The following is a 15,161-nucleotide window of genomic DNA, read 5'->3' as shown; positions in this document are numbered from 1 at the left end:
GGCCCGGTGACGTGAGCCCTACCTTTCCCTCAACCGATAGGAAACTTTCCTAACAGAGACCTGGGGCAGAGGCGGCTCATCCGATATGGCGGGAAACACACCAGGCGTTCCGGGCACCCCCCGCGTGCTGCGGGCCATGAACGACCGGGCCGCGCTGGACCTGCTGCTGGAGCACGGGCCGCTGACGCGTACCAGGATCGGGAAGCTGACGGGGCTGTCGAAGCCCACCGCGTCCCAGCTGCTGGCGCGGCTGGAGGCGGCCGGGCTGGTCGTGGCGTCCGGGACCAGCGGGGGGCGGCCGGGGCCCAGCGCCCAGCTGTACGAGGTCAACGCACGGGCCGCGTATGTGGCCGGGCTCGATGTGACCGCGCACCGGATCGTCGCGGCGGTCGCCGACGTGACGGGCCGGACGGCCGGTGAGTACGAGCTGCCCACCCCCGGGCGGCGCGGCGACACCGCGGTGCGGCAGGTGACGGAGGCCCTGGACGGCGCGGTGAAGGCCGCCGGGCTCACCCGCCCCGATGTGCACCGGGTCGTCATCGGCACCCCGGGCGCCTTCGACCCCGGCACCGGACGGCTGCGTTACGCCTCGCACCTGCCCGGCTGGCACTCCCCCACCCTGCTGGAGGAGCTGGCCGCCTGTCTGCCGATGCCGGTGGAGTACGAGAACGACGTGAACCTGGTGGCGGTGGCAGAGCAGGTGCTCGGCGCGGCCCGGGGGCACGAGGACTTCGTACTGCTGTGGAACGAGGGCGGTCTCGGCGCGGCCCTCGTCATCAACGGCCGGCTGCACCGCGGCTTCACCGGCGGCGCCGGTGAGGTCGGCTTCCTGCCGGTGCCCGGCACCCCCCTGGTCCGGCAGGTGGTGAAAGCCAACGCCGGCGGCTTCCAGGAACTGGCCGGCGCCCAGGCCGTGCCGAGGCTGGCCACCGCGCTCGGCATCGACACCCCGCACCAGCCCTACGCCGAGGTCGCGGCCGGGCTGCTGACCCGGGCGACGGCCGCGTACGAGCGGGACCCGGCGCTGACCGAGCTGCTGCGGCAGTACGCCCAGCGGCTCGCCACCGGCCTCGCCTCCGTCACCGCGGTGCTCGACCCGGGGCTGATCGTGCTCTCGGGCGGGCTGGTCTCCCCGGGCGGCGACCTCCTGCTCTCCCTGGTCCAGGCCGAGCTGGCCGAGCTCGCGGCGTCCCGTCCGCGGCTGGCGCTCGGGCTGATCGACGACCGTCCGGTCCTGCGGGGCGCTCTGGAGCGGGCCCTCGCGGACACCCGCGACGAGGTGTTCGACACCTCACGCTGACCCGCCCGCTCCCCGTACCCCTCCGTCCCCTCCATCGTCTCCGTCCTCTGTCCTCCCTGTCTTCTCTGCTCTCTCCTGCCGTCACGTCCTCATCCCCCGTCCCTGGGAGTTTTGTCATGCGCAGAAGCCGCACGATGACCATCGCGGCCGTCTCCGTCGCCGCGATCTCGGTGCTCGCCACCGCCTGCACGGGCCAGACCGAATCCGGTGCGAACGACGACCCGAACGCGAAGACCACCATCAACTTCTGGCACGGCTGGAGTGCGCCGTCCGAGGTGAAGGCCGTCCAGGACACCGTGGACCGCTTCGAGAAGGCCCACCCGAACATCACGGTGAAGGTCATCGGCAACATCAACGACGACAAGCTCAACCAGGCGCTGCGCGCGGGCGGTTCCAAGGGCCCTGACGTGGTGTCCTCCTTCACCACCGCCAACGTCGGCAAGTTCTGTTCGTCCGGTGCCTTCGCCGATCTGGGGCCGTTCATCGAGAAGTCGGGTCTGGACCTGGAGAAGACCTTCCCGAAGGTCCTGCTGGACTACACGCAGTTCGAGGGCAAGCGCTGCGCCCTGCCGCTGCTGGCCGACGCCTACGGCCTCTACTACAACAAGGACGCCTTCGAGAAGGCCGGGATCACCGCGCCGCCGAAGACCATGTCCGAACTCGCCTCCGTCGCGAAGAAGCTGACGGTCGAGAAGGGCGACACCTACGAGCAGCTCGGCTTCATGCCGACCTTCCACGGCTACGAGACGGTCGCCGACCACTATCTCTCCTCCTGGGACCACACGTACTTCGACGAGGACGGCAAGTCGAACATCGCCAAGGACCCGGCGTTCGCGGAGATGTTCACGTACCAGAAGAAGCTGGTCGAGGAGCTGGGCGGCTACGAGAAGCTGGAGAGGTACCGCGGCACCTTCGGTGACGAGTGGGGGGCCAAGCACCCCTTCCACACCGGTCAGGTCGCGATGCAGCTGGACGGCGAGTGGCGGCTCGGGATGGCCACCGACGCGAAGGTGCCGTTCGAGATCGGGGTGGCGCCCATGCCGGTCGCCGACGACGAGGCGGACAGCTACGGCAAGGGCTTCCTGTCCGGCACGATCATGGGCATCGCCCCGTCCAGCGAGAAGCAGAACGCGGCGTGGGAGCTGGTCCGGTTCATGACCAGCGACACCGAGGCCGTCGTCGGCTTCGCCAACGGCATCCGCAACGTGCCCTCCACCTTCGCCGCGCTGAACTCGCCCGGCCTGGAGTTCGACCCGCGTTTCAAGACCTTCCTGGACATCGCCCAGCACCCCAAGTCCAACACCCCCGACGGCGCGGTCAACGGCTCGGCCTACCAGCAGACGCTCCAGGACTTCGGCTTCCAGTACGAGAAGGGCGCCGTGAAGGACCTCCAGGCGGGCCTGGAGAAGACCGCCGCCCAGATCGACACCGACATCGCCAAGGCGAAGTAGTCCATGGCCACGCACACACTCCGCTCCAAGCGCCGGGGCGCGGCGCTCCGGACGGCGGCCTTCATGTCGCCGTGGCTGATCGGGTTCGCGGTCTTCTTCGCCTACCCGATGGTCTCCACCGTGTACTTCTCCTTCATGAAGTACGACGGCTTCGGGGCGCCGGTCTTCAACGGGCTGACGAACTGGACGTACGTCTTCACCGACTACCCGATGTTCTGGCCCTCGCTGCGCAACACCCTGTGGCTGGTGCTCGTCATGGTCACCTGCCGGGTCGTGTTCGGGCTCGGGGTCGGGATGCTGATCACGAAGATCAGGACGGGCACGGGCCTCTTCCGCACCTTCTTCTACCTGCCCTACCTGGCCCCGCCCGTCGCCGCGACGCTGGCCTTCGTCTTCCTGCTCAACCCGGGGACGGGGCCGGTCAACGCGATCCTGGGCGACCTGGGGCTGCCGGCGCCGGGCTGGTTCAACGACGCCTCCTGGTCGAAGCCGGCGCTCACCATGCTCGCGGTGTGGGGCATCGGCGACCTGATGGTGATCTTCATGGCCGCGCTCCTGGACGTACCGAAGGAGCAGTACGAGGCGGCCGAGCTGGACGGGGCGTCGCCCTGGCAGCGGTTCCGCTTCGTCACGCTGCCGAACATCTCGCCGATCGTGCTGTTCGCGGTCGTCACGGGTGTCATCCAGGCGATGCAGTACTACACCCAGCCGCTGGTGGCCGGGAAGGTCGCCTCGGGGGTGATCGGCGGCTCCGGGCAGCAGTTCGAGCCGGGCTACCCCGACAAGTCGACCCTCACCCTGCCCCAGCTGGTCTACAACCTGGGCTTCCAGCGCTTCGACTACGGCTCCGCCTGTGTGGTCGCGCTCGTCCTGTTCGCCCTGGCCATGGCCTTCACCGCACTGCTGATGCGGGGCCGCAACAACCTGATCCAGGCCGGTGACTGAACCATGACCCAACTCCTCGGACCGGCACGGCCGCTCGCCCCCGCCGGCGCACCGGACCCGACCCCCGCGGCGCGCACCGCCCGCCGCAAGGCGGTGCTGCACTGGATCGCGGTGCACTCCCTCGGGGTGGCCGCCGCCCTGTTCTTCGTCCTGCCCTTCGTCTTCGTGGTGCTGACCTCGCTGATGAGCGACCAGCAGGCCCTGACCCGGGACCTCACCCCCGACACCTGGGAGTGGGAGAACTACAAGCGCGTCTTCGACACCCCCGGCTTCCTGACCTGGTGGCGCAACACGCTGCTGTACGCGGGGCTGGGGACCGTCCTGACGGTCCTCTCGTCCGTGCCGGTGGCCTACGCGCTGGCGAAGTTCCGCTTCCGGGGGCGCAAGCTGTCGCTGATGCTGGTCATCTCGATGATGATGCTGCCGCCCCAGGTGATCATCATCCCGATGTACCTGTTCTGGGCGAAGCAGCTGGACCTGTCCGGCACGCTCTGGCCGCTGCTCATCCCGATGGCCTTCGGTGACGCGTTCTCCATCTTCCTGCTGCGGCAGTTCCTGCTGACCATCCCCGACGAGTACCTGGACGCGGCGAAGGTCGACGGCTGCGGCGAACTGCGCACCCTGCTCCGGGTCGTGCTGCCGATGGCGAAGCCCGGGATCGCGGCGATCGCGCTGTTCCAGTTCTTCGCCGCCTGGAACGACTACTTCGGGCCGCAGATCTACGCCTCCGAGAACCCCGGCGCCTGGACCCTGAGCTACGGCCTGGAGTCCTTCAAGGGCGCGCACCATACCGACTGGAACCTGACCATGGCCGCGACCGTTCTGGTCATGGCCCCTGTGATCGCCGTCTTCTTCTTCGCCCAGAAGGCGTTCGTCGAGGGCGTCACACTGACCGGAGTGAAGGGCTGAGATGAAGCTCGCAGTAGTGGGTGGGGGATCCACCTACACCCCTGAACTGATCGACGGGTTCGCGCGGCTGCGCGACACCCTGCCCATCGAGGAGCTGGTCCTCGTCGACCCGGCGGCCGACCGGCTCGACCTCATCGGCCCGCTCGCCCGGCGGATCTTCGCCAAGCAGGGCCACCCGGGCACGATCACCACCACCGCCGACCTGGACGCGGGGGTGGAGGGCGCCGACGCCGTCCTGCTCCAGCTGCGGGTCGGCGGGCAGGCCGCCCGCAACGAGGACGAGACCTGGCCGCTGGAGTGCGGCTGCGTCGGCCAGGAGACCACCGGGGCCGGCGGTCTCGCCAAGGCGCTGCGCACCGTGCCGGTCGTCCTGGACATCGCCGAGCGGGTCCGGCGGAGCAACCCGGACGCCTGGATCATCGACTTCACCAACCCGGTCGGCATCGTGACCCGGGCCCTGCTGCGGGCCGGGCACAAGGCGGTCGGGCTGTGCAACGTGGCGATCGGCTTCCAGCGCAAGTTCGCCCGGCTGCTCGACGTGGCGCCCGCCGAGGTGCACCTGGACCACGTGGGGCTCAACCACCTCTCCTGGGAGCTGGGCGTGCGCCTCGGCGGCCCCGGCGGCGAGGACGTCCTGCCGAAGCTGCTGGAGGCGCACGGGGAGGCCGTCGCCGCCGACCTGCGGATGCCCCGCTCCGTCCTGGACCGGCTCGGTGTGGTGCCCTCCTACTACCTGCGGTACTTCTACGCCCACGACGAGGTGGTCCGGGAGCTCGGCACCAAGCCGTCCCGGGCCGCCGAGGTCGCCGCGATGGAGAAGGAACTCCTCGCCCTGTACGCCGATCCCGCACTGGACGAGAAGCCGGAACTGCTCGCCCGGCGCGGCGGCGCCTTCTACTCCGAGGCGGCCGTGGACCTGGCGGCCTCGCTGCTCGGCGGGGGCGGTCCGGCGGTGCAGGTGGTGAACACGTACAACAACGGCACGCTGCCGTTCCTCCCGGACGACGCGGTGATCGAGACGCAGGCCCGGGTGGACGGCACGGGGGCTCTCCCGCTGGCCGTCCCGGCGCTCGACCCGCTCTACGCGGGGCTGGTCGCGGGCGTGAGCGCGTACGAGGGCCTGGCGCTGGAGGCGGCGCTGCACGGCGGCAGGGACCGGGTGTTCAAGGCCCTGCTGGCCCACCCGCTGGTCGGGCAGGTGGAGTACGCCGACAAGCTCACCGACCTGCTGATCGCGCACAACCGGGAGCACCTGGCGTGGGCGTGAACGCTTCGGTCCTCGCCGTCGACGCGGGGAACAGCAAGACCGACGTGGCGCTGATCGGCGAGGACGGCACCGTTCTCGCCTCCGCGCGCGGCGGGGGTTTCCAGCCGCCGCTGGTCGGGGTGGAGCCGGCGGTGGACGTCCTGGCCGCGGTGGTCGGGGACGCCCTGGCGCTGTGCGGGGAGTCCGCCGGCCCCGTGGAGCACGTGTCGGCGTGTCTGGCCAACGCCGATCTCCCGGTCGAGGAGGAGGAGCTGGCCGAGGCCCTGCGGGCCCGGGGGTGGGGGCGCACCGTCGAGGTGCGCAACGACACCTTCGCGATCCTGCGGGCCGGGGTGGACGAGCCGCGGGGCGTCGCCGTGGTCTGCGGCGCGGGGATCAACTGCGTGGGCATGGTGCCCGACGGGCGTACCGCGCGTTTCCCGGCGATCGGCCGGATATCCGGTGACTGGGGCGGCGGTTCGGGCCTCGCCGAGGAGGCCCTGTGGTTCGCGGCGCGGGCCGAGGACGGACGCGGGGAGCCGACGGAGCTGGCGCGGGCGCTGCCCGCCCGCTTCGGGCTGGGTTCGATGTACGAGCTGATCGAGGCGCTGCACCGCGGCCGGATCGACGCGCGGCAGCGGCACGCGCTGACCCCGGTGCTGTTCGCGACCAGCGAGGCCGGCGACCCGGTGGCCGCCGCCCTGGTGGACCGGCTGGCCGACGAGGTCGTGGCGATGGCGTCGGTGGCGCTGGGCCGGCTGGGACTGCTGGACCAGGAGGTCCCCGTCGTCCTGGGCGGCAGTGTGCTGGCCGCGCGGCACGCCCGGCTGGACCGGAGGATCACCGCACTTCTGTCCGAGCGTGCCCCCGGAGCGGTGATCCGGGTGGTGGGCCAGCCTCCGGTGCTGGGGGCGGGACTGCTGGGCCTGGACCGGGTCGGGGCGGCACCCGCGGCGCACCGCGCCCTGCGCGCGCACTACGCCTGAGGGCTCCGGACGCCCCTTTCGTCCGGAGCCTCCCGGGGCCCTTTGGTCCGGAGCCTCCCGGGGCCCGGCGGTCCCGGGCCGGCGGGCTGCCCCTTGCGTACGGGAACCGATCAGTTGTCCCGTTCGTGTTCAGGACGGGGGGCGATCCCTTCCGGTCTCCGGGGGGCTCGCCGGGGAACGCCTTGATCGCCCGTGCCGGTCCTGATCGAATACGGGAACCGGTGCGGGATCCGGGCGTTCCTGGTGAATGGCGGTTCCTGCGGCCATACTTCTGGCCGGAGCCCTTCCTCCGGACGGCCGGAGGGGCGGCCGCCGCCGATGACCGAGGGGGAGGTCACGTGACACACCCGCCGAACGCGGAGCCGCAGCGGGAGCCCGTGCCCGGCCGGCCCGCCGCGCCGGCGGCCGTGCCCGCGCAGCGCGGGAGCGCCCGCGCGGTGGCCGCCGAACGGCTGCGTGCGGCGGCGACGACGGAACCCGGCCGGCTCCAGATCATCGGTGCCGTACTGGCCCTCCTGGTCGTGGCGTTCGGCGCGGTCACCGCCCTGGAGGTCTCGGACCGTTCCTCGGCCGCGGACGACGTGGTGTCGCGCAGTCAGCCGCTGAGCTCGGACGCGGCGGCCGTCTACCGTTCGCTCGCGAGCGCCGACACGATGGCGGCGAGCGGTTTCCTGGCCGGCGCCGAGGAGCCCGAAGCCGTCCACGAGCAGTACGAGAAGGCCGTGGGGGAAGCGGCCCGGCTCCTGGTGAGGGCCGCCGCGAACACGGACGCCGGTTCCGCCTCGGGCCAGGAGATCACCACCCTCAACGAACTGCTGCCCGTCTACACGGGGCTGGTCGAACGGGCCCGCGCCAACAACCGGCAGGGGCTGCCGCTCGGCGGCGCCTACCTCCGGTACGCCAACCAGAAGATGACCGCCGAACTCCTCCCGGCGGCCGAACGGTTGTACGAGACGGAGACCGGCCGGCTGCACTCCGACACGGACGACGCCCGGCGGTGGCCCTTCTTCGCGCTGGGCGCCGGAGTGGTGGCCCTGGCCGCGCTGGTGTGGACGCAGCGGCGCAACTACCGCCGTACGAACCGGGTGTTCAACCAGGGGCTGCTGGCGGCGACCGCGGTGACGGCGGTGGTGCTGCTGTGGCTGGCCGTGGGGCACACGGTCGCGCGGGCCGGACTGCGCGACGCGATGGTCCACGGGCAGGAGTCGCTGGACGTCCTCAACAAGGCGCGCATCGACTCGCTGAAGGCGCGCGCCAACGAGAACCTCACCCTGGTCGCCCGCGGCGCGGTGCTGACGGCCGACGGCGCACAGGACAAGTACGAGAAGGACTACACCACGGGCATGAAGTCGCTCCGCGGCCGGCTGGAGCACGCCGGGCGGCTCGCCGGGGGCTCCCCGGGCGGTGGGCCGGTGGCGGAGGCCGTCAGCGGTGCGGCCGAGTGGCAGAAGCGCCACCGGGCGGCCAGGGCGACCGACGACCAGGGCGACTACAACGGCGCCCTGGAGCAGATCATCGGCCCGGGGCGGTCCACGGGCGAGTCCTTCGCGGAGGTGGACGCCGCGCTGACCCGGGCCCTCGGTCACGAACAGGGCGAGTTCACCGCCGCGGCGGAGAGCGGGCGCGGGGCGTTCGGCGGGCTGCCGGCCGGGGCGGCCGTGCTCGCGGCCCTGGGCGCGGTCGCCGCGATCGCCGGGATCAACCGCAGGCTCTCGGAGTACCGGTGAGAGGGGGGACGATGAGAGGAAGAGACGTCCGCGTGGTGCGCGGCGGGCTGCGCGGCTGGGGCGGGGTGGCGGGCATGGCGGTGGCCTGCGCCGTCACGGCCGCGGCCGCCCTGCTGCCCCTGGCGCACCACAAGGGCCCGGACACCGCCGGGCGGGGCGCCGGCACACCGGTGGCCTCCGCGGTGCCCGCCGCCGACGAGGCGTGCACGAGCCCGGAGGCGAGCCTGCCGGCGTCGAGCGGGGGCGGGCCGGACATCGAGAAGATCCGCGCGCGCGGGAAGCTGGTCGCCGGGGTGGACCAGAACAGCTTCCGCTGGGGGTACCGCAACCCCGAGACGCGAACGCTGGAGGGCTTCGACATCGACCTGGTGCGGGCCATCGCCGAGGACGTCCTCGGCGACCGGGACGCGGTGATCTTCCGGGCCATCCCCACCAACCAGCGGATCGCCGCCCTGGAGAACGGCCGGGTCGACGTCGTCGTCCGCACGATGACCATCAACTGCAAGCGCCTGGAGCAGGTCTCGTTCTCCACCGCCTACTTCCGCGCCGGGCAGCAGGTCCTGGCCCCGAAGGAGTCGGACATCACGGGGTACGACACCTCCCTGAAGGGCAAGCGGGTGTGCAGCGCCGAGGGTTCGACGGCCTACGACGCCCTGGAGAAGGAGTCGTTCGGCGCGGTCTTCAAGGACGAGCACGACGGCACCGGCCGGGACCTGGACCGGCTGACCGTCCCCAGCCAGCTGGACTGCCTGGTACGGCTGCAACTCGGCGAGGTCGACGCGGTGGTCACCGACAACGCCCTGGCGGCCGGGCAGGCGGCCCAGGACCCGGCGGTGGAGCTGAAGGGCGCGCCCTTCACCACCGAGTACTACGGCGTCGCGGTGAAGCGGGGCTCCGACGACCTGGTGGCCCGGGTCAACCACGTGCTGGAGGAGTACCGCAGGGGCGGTGACGACAGCCCCTGGATGAAGTCGTACCGCGCCTGGCTGGAGGAGGGGCTGCCCGGTGTCGAGGCGCCGCCGGCGCCCCTGTACCGGAGCAACTGACCTTCCGGGCCGCGGCCCGGGTGACGAGCGGAGAGGTGATCGATGGGCGTGGCGGGTTCCTTCCCCGGTTACGCGGGCGGACGTCCCGGCCCGGTCATGGACCGGGACGAGGCGGACCGTGCGCTGGCCCGGCTCGGGGCCGAGCACGAGGCCGTGGAGACCTCGCTGCTGGCACTCCAGGACCATGCGGGCCGCCGGCTCCTGGAGGGGGCCGAGCTGACCGGTGTGACCAGGGAGCGCTGGGCCGCCACCGAGCAGGCGATCACCCTGCTGTGGACGTACTTCGACGCGTACACCGGGGCGCTCGCCTCCGCCCGCGGGATCAGGTCCAGGCGGCGCCACCCCAGCAGGGACGACCTGGTGGCGCTGACGGAGCTGCTGCGCGGTGACGGGGTGGCCGTCGCGAATCCGGGGGCGGCCGGCGCGTCCCCGGAGACCGGTCCGGCCAGGCTCTCCGAGCGGTTCACGCTGGAGGAGCTGGTCACCCGGATGAACGACCTGTACGCCCGCTCGCTGGACATGGTCGTCGCCTCCGACTCCGTGTGGTCGGCGCTGCCCGCCCGGATAGACCTGCTCGCCGCCGAGCTGCGCCGCACCCTGTCCCTGGCCCGGTCGGTGGGGGTCAGGCCCGGGGAGCACCCGGCCGGGGACGACCTGGAGGAGATCACCCGGGAGCTGGCCACGCTCCGGACGCAGGTGGTCTCCGACCCGCTGGCGTTCTGGCTGCCGGGTCCCGGCAGCGCGGCGCCGGGCGGGGGCAGGCCGGACACCAGCCGCTACGACCGGGCGGCCCGCGCCCTGGAGGACGTGCGCCGGGAGATCGAGGCGGTGCTCGCGGTGCGGCAGGACGCCGAGCAGCGCCTGGTCAGGCTGCGTGACGTGCTCTCCCGGGCGGACCGGACGCTGGCCGAGGCGCGGACGGCGCGCGGGGAGGTGCTCGCGAAGATCGCCGCTTCGGAGGTGCCCGCGGTGAGCGGCCCGCCGACCGCTCTCCAGGAGCGGCTGGCGGCGGCCTCCGAGCACCGCAGGAACGCCCGGTGGAACCGTCTCTCGCCGCTGCTGGACGCGCTGGAGCGGGAGGCCGAGGACGAACTGCTGCGGGCCCGTGAGTCGCTGACGTCGGTCACCGCCCCGCTGGCGGTCCGCGCGGAGCTGCGCGGCCGGCTCGACGCGTACCGGGCGAAGGTGGCCCGGCACGGCGGGGCGGAGGACCCTCTGCTGATCGAACGGTACGACCTGGCCCGCCGGATGCTGTGGAGCGCGCCCTGTGATCTGCGGGCCGCCGAACAGGCGGTGCTGCGCTACCAGCGGGCCGCCGCGGAACTGCTGGCACCCCGGGACCACGGCGGATCCGGTGCGTACGGGTACGGGGGGACGACATGAGTACGCGGTGCCAGCGCCCCTTGTGCGAGGGGAACTACGAGGACATGGGCGGCGGTGAGCTGTACTGCGACACCTGCGGGCTGGCGCCGGTGGTGGCGTCCGCGGGGCCCCCGTCCGGGCACGGCCGGGGGCCCGGGGCCGGCCTGCTCAGCTCCCCGCCCACCGGGGTCGCGGGCGGCGGGGTGAGCGGCAGCGGTTCGCAGCGGTCGGGTTCGCGCTCCTCCTCACGGTCCTCGTCGGGGTCCTCGCGTTCCTCGACGTCCCGCCGTTCGGTCTCCGGCCGGCTCTCCCGCTCGCTGTCCGGGACCCGTACGTCCCGCTCGGTGTCGGTGCGCGCCTCGGGCGGCTCGACGGGCTCCGCGCCCAGCAGGAGCAGACTGGGGGCCGGGCTGGTGCTCGTCCCCGAGGTGCCCCGGCCCGACCCGCGGACCGCGGTGATGCCGAACCCGGAGGTACCCGAGCGGAAGCGGTTCTGCTCGCGGTCGGACTGCGGTGCCCCGGTGGGCCGCTCGCGCGGTGACCGGCCGGGCCGCACCGAGGGTTTCTGCACCAAGTGCGGCCACCCCTACTCCTTCGTGCCGAAGCTGCGCGGCGGTGACATCGTGCACGGGCAGTACGAGGTGGCGGGCTGTCTGGCGCACGGCGGGCTGGGCTGGGTGTACCTGGCGGTGGACCGCGCGGTCGCGGACCGCTGGGTGGTCCTCAAGGGCCTGCTGGACACCGGGGACCAGGACGCCATGGCGGCGGCCATCTCCGAGCGGCGCTTCCTCGCGGAGATCGAGCACTCCAACATCGTGCGGATCTACAACTTCGTGGAGCACCTGGACCAGCGGACCGGTTCGCTGGACGGCTACATAGTGATGGAGTACATCGGCGGCAAGGCGCTCAAGGAGATCGCCAACGAGCGCCGTACGCCGGAGGGGAAGAGGGACCCGCTGCCGGTCGAGCAGGCCTGCGCGTACGGGATCGAGGCGCTGGAGGCGCTCGGTCATCTGCACAGCCGCAACCTCCTCTACTGCGACTTCAAGGTCGACAACGCGATCCAGACGGAGGACCAGCTCAAGCTGATCGACATGGGCGCGGTGCGCCGGATGGACGACGCCGAGTCGGCGATCTACGGCACCGTCGGCTACCAGGCGCCGGAGGTGGCCGAGGCGGGCCCGTCCGTCGCCTCCGACCTGTACACGGTCGCGCGGACGCTCGCGGTGCTGACCTTCGACTTCCAGGGGTACACCAACGTCTTCGTGGACTCGCTGCCCGATCCGGACAACATCGAGGTGTTCCGGCGCTACGAGTCCTTCTACCGGCTGCTCGTGCGGGCCACCGACCCCGATCCGGCGCGCCGGTTCGCCTCGGCGGCGGAGATGGCCGAGCAGCTGACGGGGGTGCTGCGGGAGGTGGTGGCGTTGCAGACCGGGCGCCCGCGCCCCGCGCTGTCCACGCTCTTCGGCACGGAACTGCGGGTGACGGACACGCGGTTGTTCGCCGACCCGGCGGACGAGGTGTCGCTGCTGGGCGCCCGGTCCGGGCGGGCCCCGGGACCCGGGCGCCGCCGGGGCCGGGCACCGGCCGCCGCGGCGGGCGGGGCCCCCGGGCCGGCGGGCCGGGCGGCGGCCCCGGCCGCTCCGCCCGTCCCGGCCGGACCGGCCGCCGGGGCCGCTCCGGTGTACGCGCCCGACACGCACGTCCGGGGCGGTGCGGCCGGCACGGCGGGCGGGGCCGGCGGGGCGCTCGCGTACGCCGCGACGCGGACGGCCGTCCCGGGACCGCGCGCGGTCCCCGATCCCGGTCCCCCGCCCGCCGCGCCCGTCGGCGGTGCCCCGGTGCTCGCGGTGTTCGACGCCCGGGCCACCTCGCTGGCCCTGCCGGTCCCCCGGGTCGACGCGAACGACCCGAACGCCGGTTTCCTCGCCGGGATGCCGGCCTCGGCTCCGGCCGAACTGATCACGGCCCTGCGCTCGGTGCCCGCCGCGTCGCTGGAGACCCGGCTGCGGGAGCTGCGTGCCCGGCTGGAGACGGGGGAACTCGACTCCGCGGTCCGGGTGCTGGCCTCCGTCGAGTCCCAGCACCCGGACGACTGGCGGGTGGTGTGGTACCGGGGTCTGACGTCGCTGGTGACGGGTGACAAGGAGCACGCGGCCCTCGCGTTCGACGCGGTCTACGACGCGTTCCCGGGCGAGCCCGCGCCGAAGCTGGCCCTCGGTGTCTGCGCGGAGGTGCTGGGCCAGCTGGACAACGCCGCCGAGTACTACCGGCTGGTGTGGACGACCGATCCCAGTTTCGTGAGCGCGGCGTTCGGTCTGGCCCGGGTGCAGCTCGCGGTGGGTGACCGGGCCGGGGCGGTGCGGACGCTGGAGTCGGTCCCCGAGGCGTCGATCCACTACACGGCGGCCCGGGTGGCCGCGGTGCGCGCCCGGCTGCGCGAACGGGCCCCGCAGGAGGCGCTGTTCGGCGACCTGTCGGCGGCGGCGGACCAGGTGACCGCCTTGCGGGGGTACGGCCTGGACGCGGTGCGCAGGGAGCAGTTGGCGACCGAGGTGCTGGGGAAGGCCCTGGACTGGGTACTCTCCGGTAGTCCCGCGGCCCAGCCGCCGTCCCCGGCCTCCCCCTCCCCGGGCGGACCGGGGAAGCTGCTGGGCAGCGAACTGGACGAGCGGGGCCTCCGGTTCGGGCTCGAACGCTCGTACCGGATGCTCGCCCGGCTGGCGCAGCGGGGCGACGAGAGGATCGAACTGGTGGAACGGGCCAACCGTTTCCGCCCCCGGACCTGGGTGTGAAGATGTCACAGAGCCACCAGCGGACCTCCTTGCCGGGGTGTCCCAGCTGCGAGGAACCGCTGGAACCGGGCGACCTGTTCTGCGGGGCGTGCGGCTACGACCTCTCGGTCGTCCCGGCTCCCCCGCCCGACCGCCCGACCGTCGCGATCACCCTTCCCGCGCGGAACGCGGCCCCGGGCGCGGGCGGCGGTGGCGTCCCGGACGCTCCGGGGGCCGGGGCCGTGGAGTGGCCCGCGGCGCGTGAGGCCGACAGTTCGGACGTACCGGCGCCCACCCACCGCCCCGGTGACCTGCCGGGGGTGGACTCCGGGGGCGATCCGCTGCCCGTCCGGGAGCCCGCGCCGGTCCGCTTCGACGGTCCGGACGCCGCCGGCTCCGGCGACTTCGAGCTCGCCGCGCCCGATCCGCGTACCGCCGAGCACCCGCCGGCCAGGGCGGGTGCCGCCGGCGGCAAGGTCTGCGTCGCCTGCCGTTCGGGCCGGGTGGACACCGACGGGTACTGCGAGAACTGCGGTCATGCCCAGCCCCGTGAGCGCGACCACATGGAACAGGAACTCGGCGCGGTGGCGGCGGTCAGCGACCGGGGACTGCGCCATCACCGCAACGAGGACTCGTTCGCGGTGTCCAGTACCGCCCTGCCGGACGGTTCGCCGGCCGTCGTGGCCGTCGTCTGCGACGGTGTCTCGTCCGCGAGCCGCCCCGACGAGGCCTCCGCCGCCGCGGCGAGCGCCGCCAACGAGTCGCTGCTGGAGGCGCTGCCGCGCGGTACGCACCCGCAGACGGCGATGCACGAAGCGATCCTGGCGGCGGCCGGGGCGGTCAACGCCCTGGCCCAGGACGGTGCCCAGGCCCCGGAACACGATCCGCACCGCCATCAGAACGCCCCGGCCTGCACCCTGGTCGGCGCGATCGCGGCCGGCGGTCTGCTGGTCGTCGGGTGGGTCGGGGACAGCCGTGTCTACTGGGTCCCCCAGGACCCCGCGTCCCCTCCGGCCCGGCTCACCGAGGACGATTCGTGGGCGGCCCAGATGGTCGCCGCGGGCCTGATGAACGAGGCGGAGGCGTACGCCGACGAGCGCGCCCACGCCATCACGGGGTGGCTCGGCGCCGACGCGTACGAACTGGAGCCGCACACCGCGTCGTTCAAGCCCGACCGGCCGGGTCTGGTGGTGGTCTGCACCGACGGGCTGTGGAACTACGCGGAGGCGGCGGCCGAGATGGCCTCGGCCGTGCCGTCCGACGCCTACGCCCGGCCGCTGCACGGCGCCAGGGCCCTGGTGGGCCACGCGCTGGACGGCGGGGGCCACGACAACGTAACAGTGGCCCTGCTGCCGTTCGCCGTGCCGCCGCAGGGGGCAGGATCGGCCTACCGGACCACCTGAGCGGCGCGG

The 15,161-nt window shown here is 73.2% G+C and carries 11 protein-coding genes; all 11 read left to right on the top strand.

Annotation, left to right across the window (positions count from 1 at the left end):
- The first annotated feature begins 85 nt into the window (after positions 1-85).
- The 11 genes from CP967_RS22885 (at position 86) to CP967_RS22835 (ending at position 15,152) form a co-directional block, all read left to right on the top strand.
- Positions 86-1,300 carry an ROK family transcriptional regulator gene (locus CP967_RS22885; protein ID WP_150489762.1) on the top strand — a complete coding sequence of 405 codons (1,215 nt, stop codon included), beginning with the start codon at positions 86-88 and terminating at the stop codon, positions 1,298-1,300.
- Positions 1,301-1,416: 116 nt separating this feature from the next.
- Positions 1,417-2,751 carry an ABC transporter substrate-binding protein gene (locus CP967_RS22880; RefSeq protein WP_150489761.1) on the top strand — a complete coding sequence of 445 codons (1,335 nt, stop codon included), beginning with the start codon at positions 1,417-1,419 and terminating at the stop codon, positions 2,749-2,751.
- A 3-nt stretch (positions 2,752-2,754) separates the two neighbouring features.
- Entirely contained in the window at positions 2,755-3,696 is a 942-nt protein-coding gene (locus CP967_RS22875; RefSeq protein ID WP_150489760.1) for a carbohydrate ABC transporter permease, read from the top strand.
- A gap of 3 nt (positions 3,697-3,699) precedes the next feature.
- Entirely contained in the window at positions 3,700-4,605 is a 906-nt protein-coding gene (locus tag CP967_RS22870; protein WP_150489759.1) for a carbohydrate ABC transporter permease, read from the top strand.
- 1 nt (position 4,606) lies between these two features.
- Positions 4,607-5,872, top strand: coding sequence for a 6-phospho-beta-glucosidase (locus CP967_RS22865; protein WP_150489758.1), 1,266 nt, complete (start codon positions 4,607-4,609; stop codon positions 5,870-5,872).
- Entirely contained in the window at positions 5,863-6,837 is a 975-nt protein-coding gene (locus CP967_RS22860; RefSeq protein ID WP_150489757.1) for an N-acetylglucosamine kinase, read from the top strand. Before CP967_RS22865 ends, CP967_RS22860 begins: the two co-directional genes overlap by 10 nt.
- A gap of 338 nt (positions 6,838-7,175) precedes the next feature.
- On the top strand, positions 7,176-8,564 hold the full coding sequence (locus tag CP967_RS22855) for a hypothetical protein (protein ID WP_150489756.1): 1,389 nt from the start codon (positions 7,176-7,178) through the stop codon (positions 8,562-8,564).
- 11 nt (positions 8,565-8,575) lie between these two features.
- The gene (locus tag CP967_RS22850) at positions 8,576-9,610 is read left to right on the top strand and encodes a glutamate ABC transporter substrate-binding protein (RefSeq protein WP_150489755.1); all 1,035 of its coding nucleotides are present in this window, start codon (positions 8,576-8,578) and stop codon (positions 9,608-9,610) included.
- A gap of 42 nt (positions 9,611-9,652) precedes the next feature.
- Complete coding sequence (locus CP967_RS22845; RefSeq protein ID WP_150489754.1) at positions 9,653-10,993, top strand: coiled-coil domain-containing protein; 1,341 nt, start codon at positions 9,653-9,655, stop codon at positions 10,991-10,993.
- Complete coding sequence (locus CP967_RS22840; protein ID WP_208838876.1) at positions 10,990-13,770, top strand: tetratricopeptide repeat protein; 2,781 nt, start codon at positions 10,990-10,992, stop codon at positions 13,768-13,770. Before CP967_RS22845 ends, CP967_RS22840 begins: the two co-directional genes overlap by 4 nt.
- A 2-nt stretch (positions 13,771-13,772) precedes the next feature.
- The gene (locus CP967_RS22835; RefSeq protein ID WP_150491998.1) at positions 13,773-15,152 is read left to right on the top strand and encodes a PP2C family protein-serine/threonine phosphatase; all 1,380 of its coding nucleotides are present in this window, start codon (positions 13,773-13,775) and stop codon (positions 15,150-15,152) included.
- Positions 15,153-15,161 lie beyond the last annotated feature (9 nt).

The sequence above is a fragment of the Streptomyces nitrosporeus genome (genome assembly GCF_008704555.1).
Classification (GTDB): domain Bacteria; phylum Actinomycetota; class Actinomycetes; order Streptomycetales; family Streptomycetaceae; genus Streptomyces; species Streptomyces nitrosporeus.
Note: the sequence above shows the minus strand (reverse complement) of the source record. Positions and strands in the feature narration are given on the sequence as shown.

Excerpts from the sequence above, each read along its gene's own strand:
- CP967_RS22835 (WP_150491998.1), top strand. The coding sequence starts at position 13,773 with ATGTCACAGAGCCACCAGCGGACCTCCTTGCCGGGGTGTCCCAGCTGC.
- CP967_RS22845 (WP_150489754.1), top strand. The coding sequence starts at position 9,653 with ATGGGCGTGGCGGGTTCCTTCCCCGGTTACGCGGGCGGACGTCCCGGC.
- CP967_RS22875 (WP_150489760.1), top strand. The coding sequence starts at position 2,755 with ATGGCCACGCACACACTCCGCTCCAAGCGCCGGGGCGCGGCGCTCCGG.
- CP967_RS22865 (WP_150489758.1), top strand. The coding sequence starts at position 4,607 with ATGAAGCTCGCAGTAGTGGGTGGGGGATCCACCTACACCCCTGAACTG.
- CP967_RS22870 (WP_150489759.1), top strand. The coding sequence starts at position 3,700 with ATGACCCAACTCCTCGGACCGGCACGGCCGCTCGCCCCCGCCGGCGCA.
- CP967_RS22850 (WP_150489755.1), top strand. The coding sequence starts at position 8,576 with ATGAGAGGAAGAGACGTCCGCGTGGTGCGCGGCGGGCTGCGCGGCTGG.
- CP967_RS22840 (WP_208838876.1), top strand. The coding sequence starts at position 10,990 with ATGAGTACGCGGTGCCAGCGCCCCTTGTGCGAGGGGAACTACGAGGAC.
- CP967_RS22885 (WP_150489762.1), top strand. The coding sequence starts at position 86 with ATGGCGGGAAACACACCAGGCGTTCCGGGCACCCCCCGCGTGCTGCGG.
- CP967_RS22880 (WP_150489761.1), top strand. The coding sequence starts at position 1,417 with ATGCGCAGAAGCCGCACGATGACCATCGCGGCCGTCTCCGTCGCCGCG.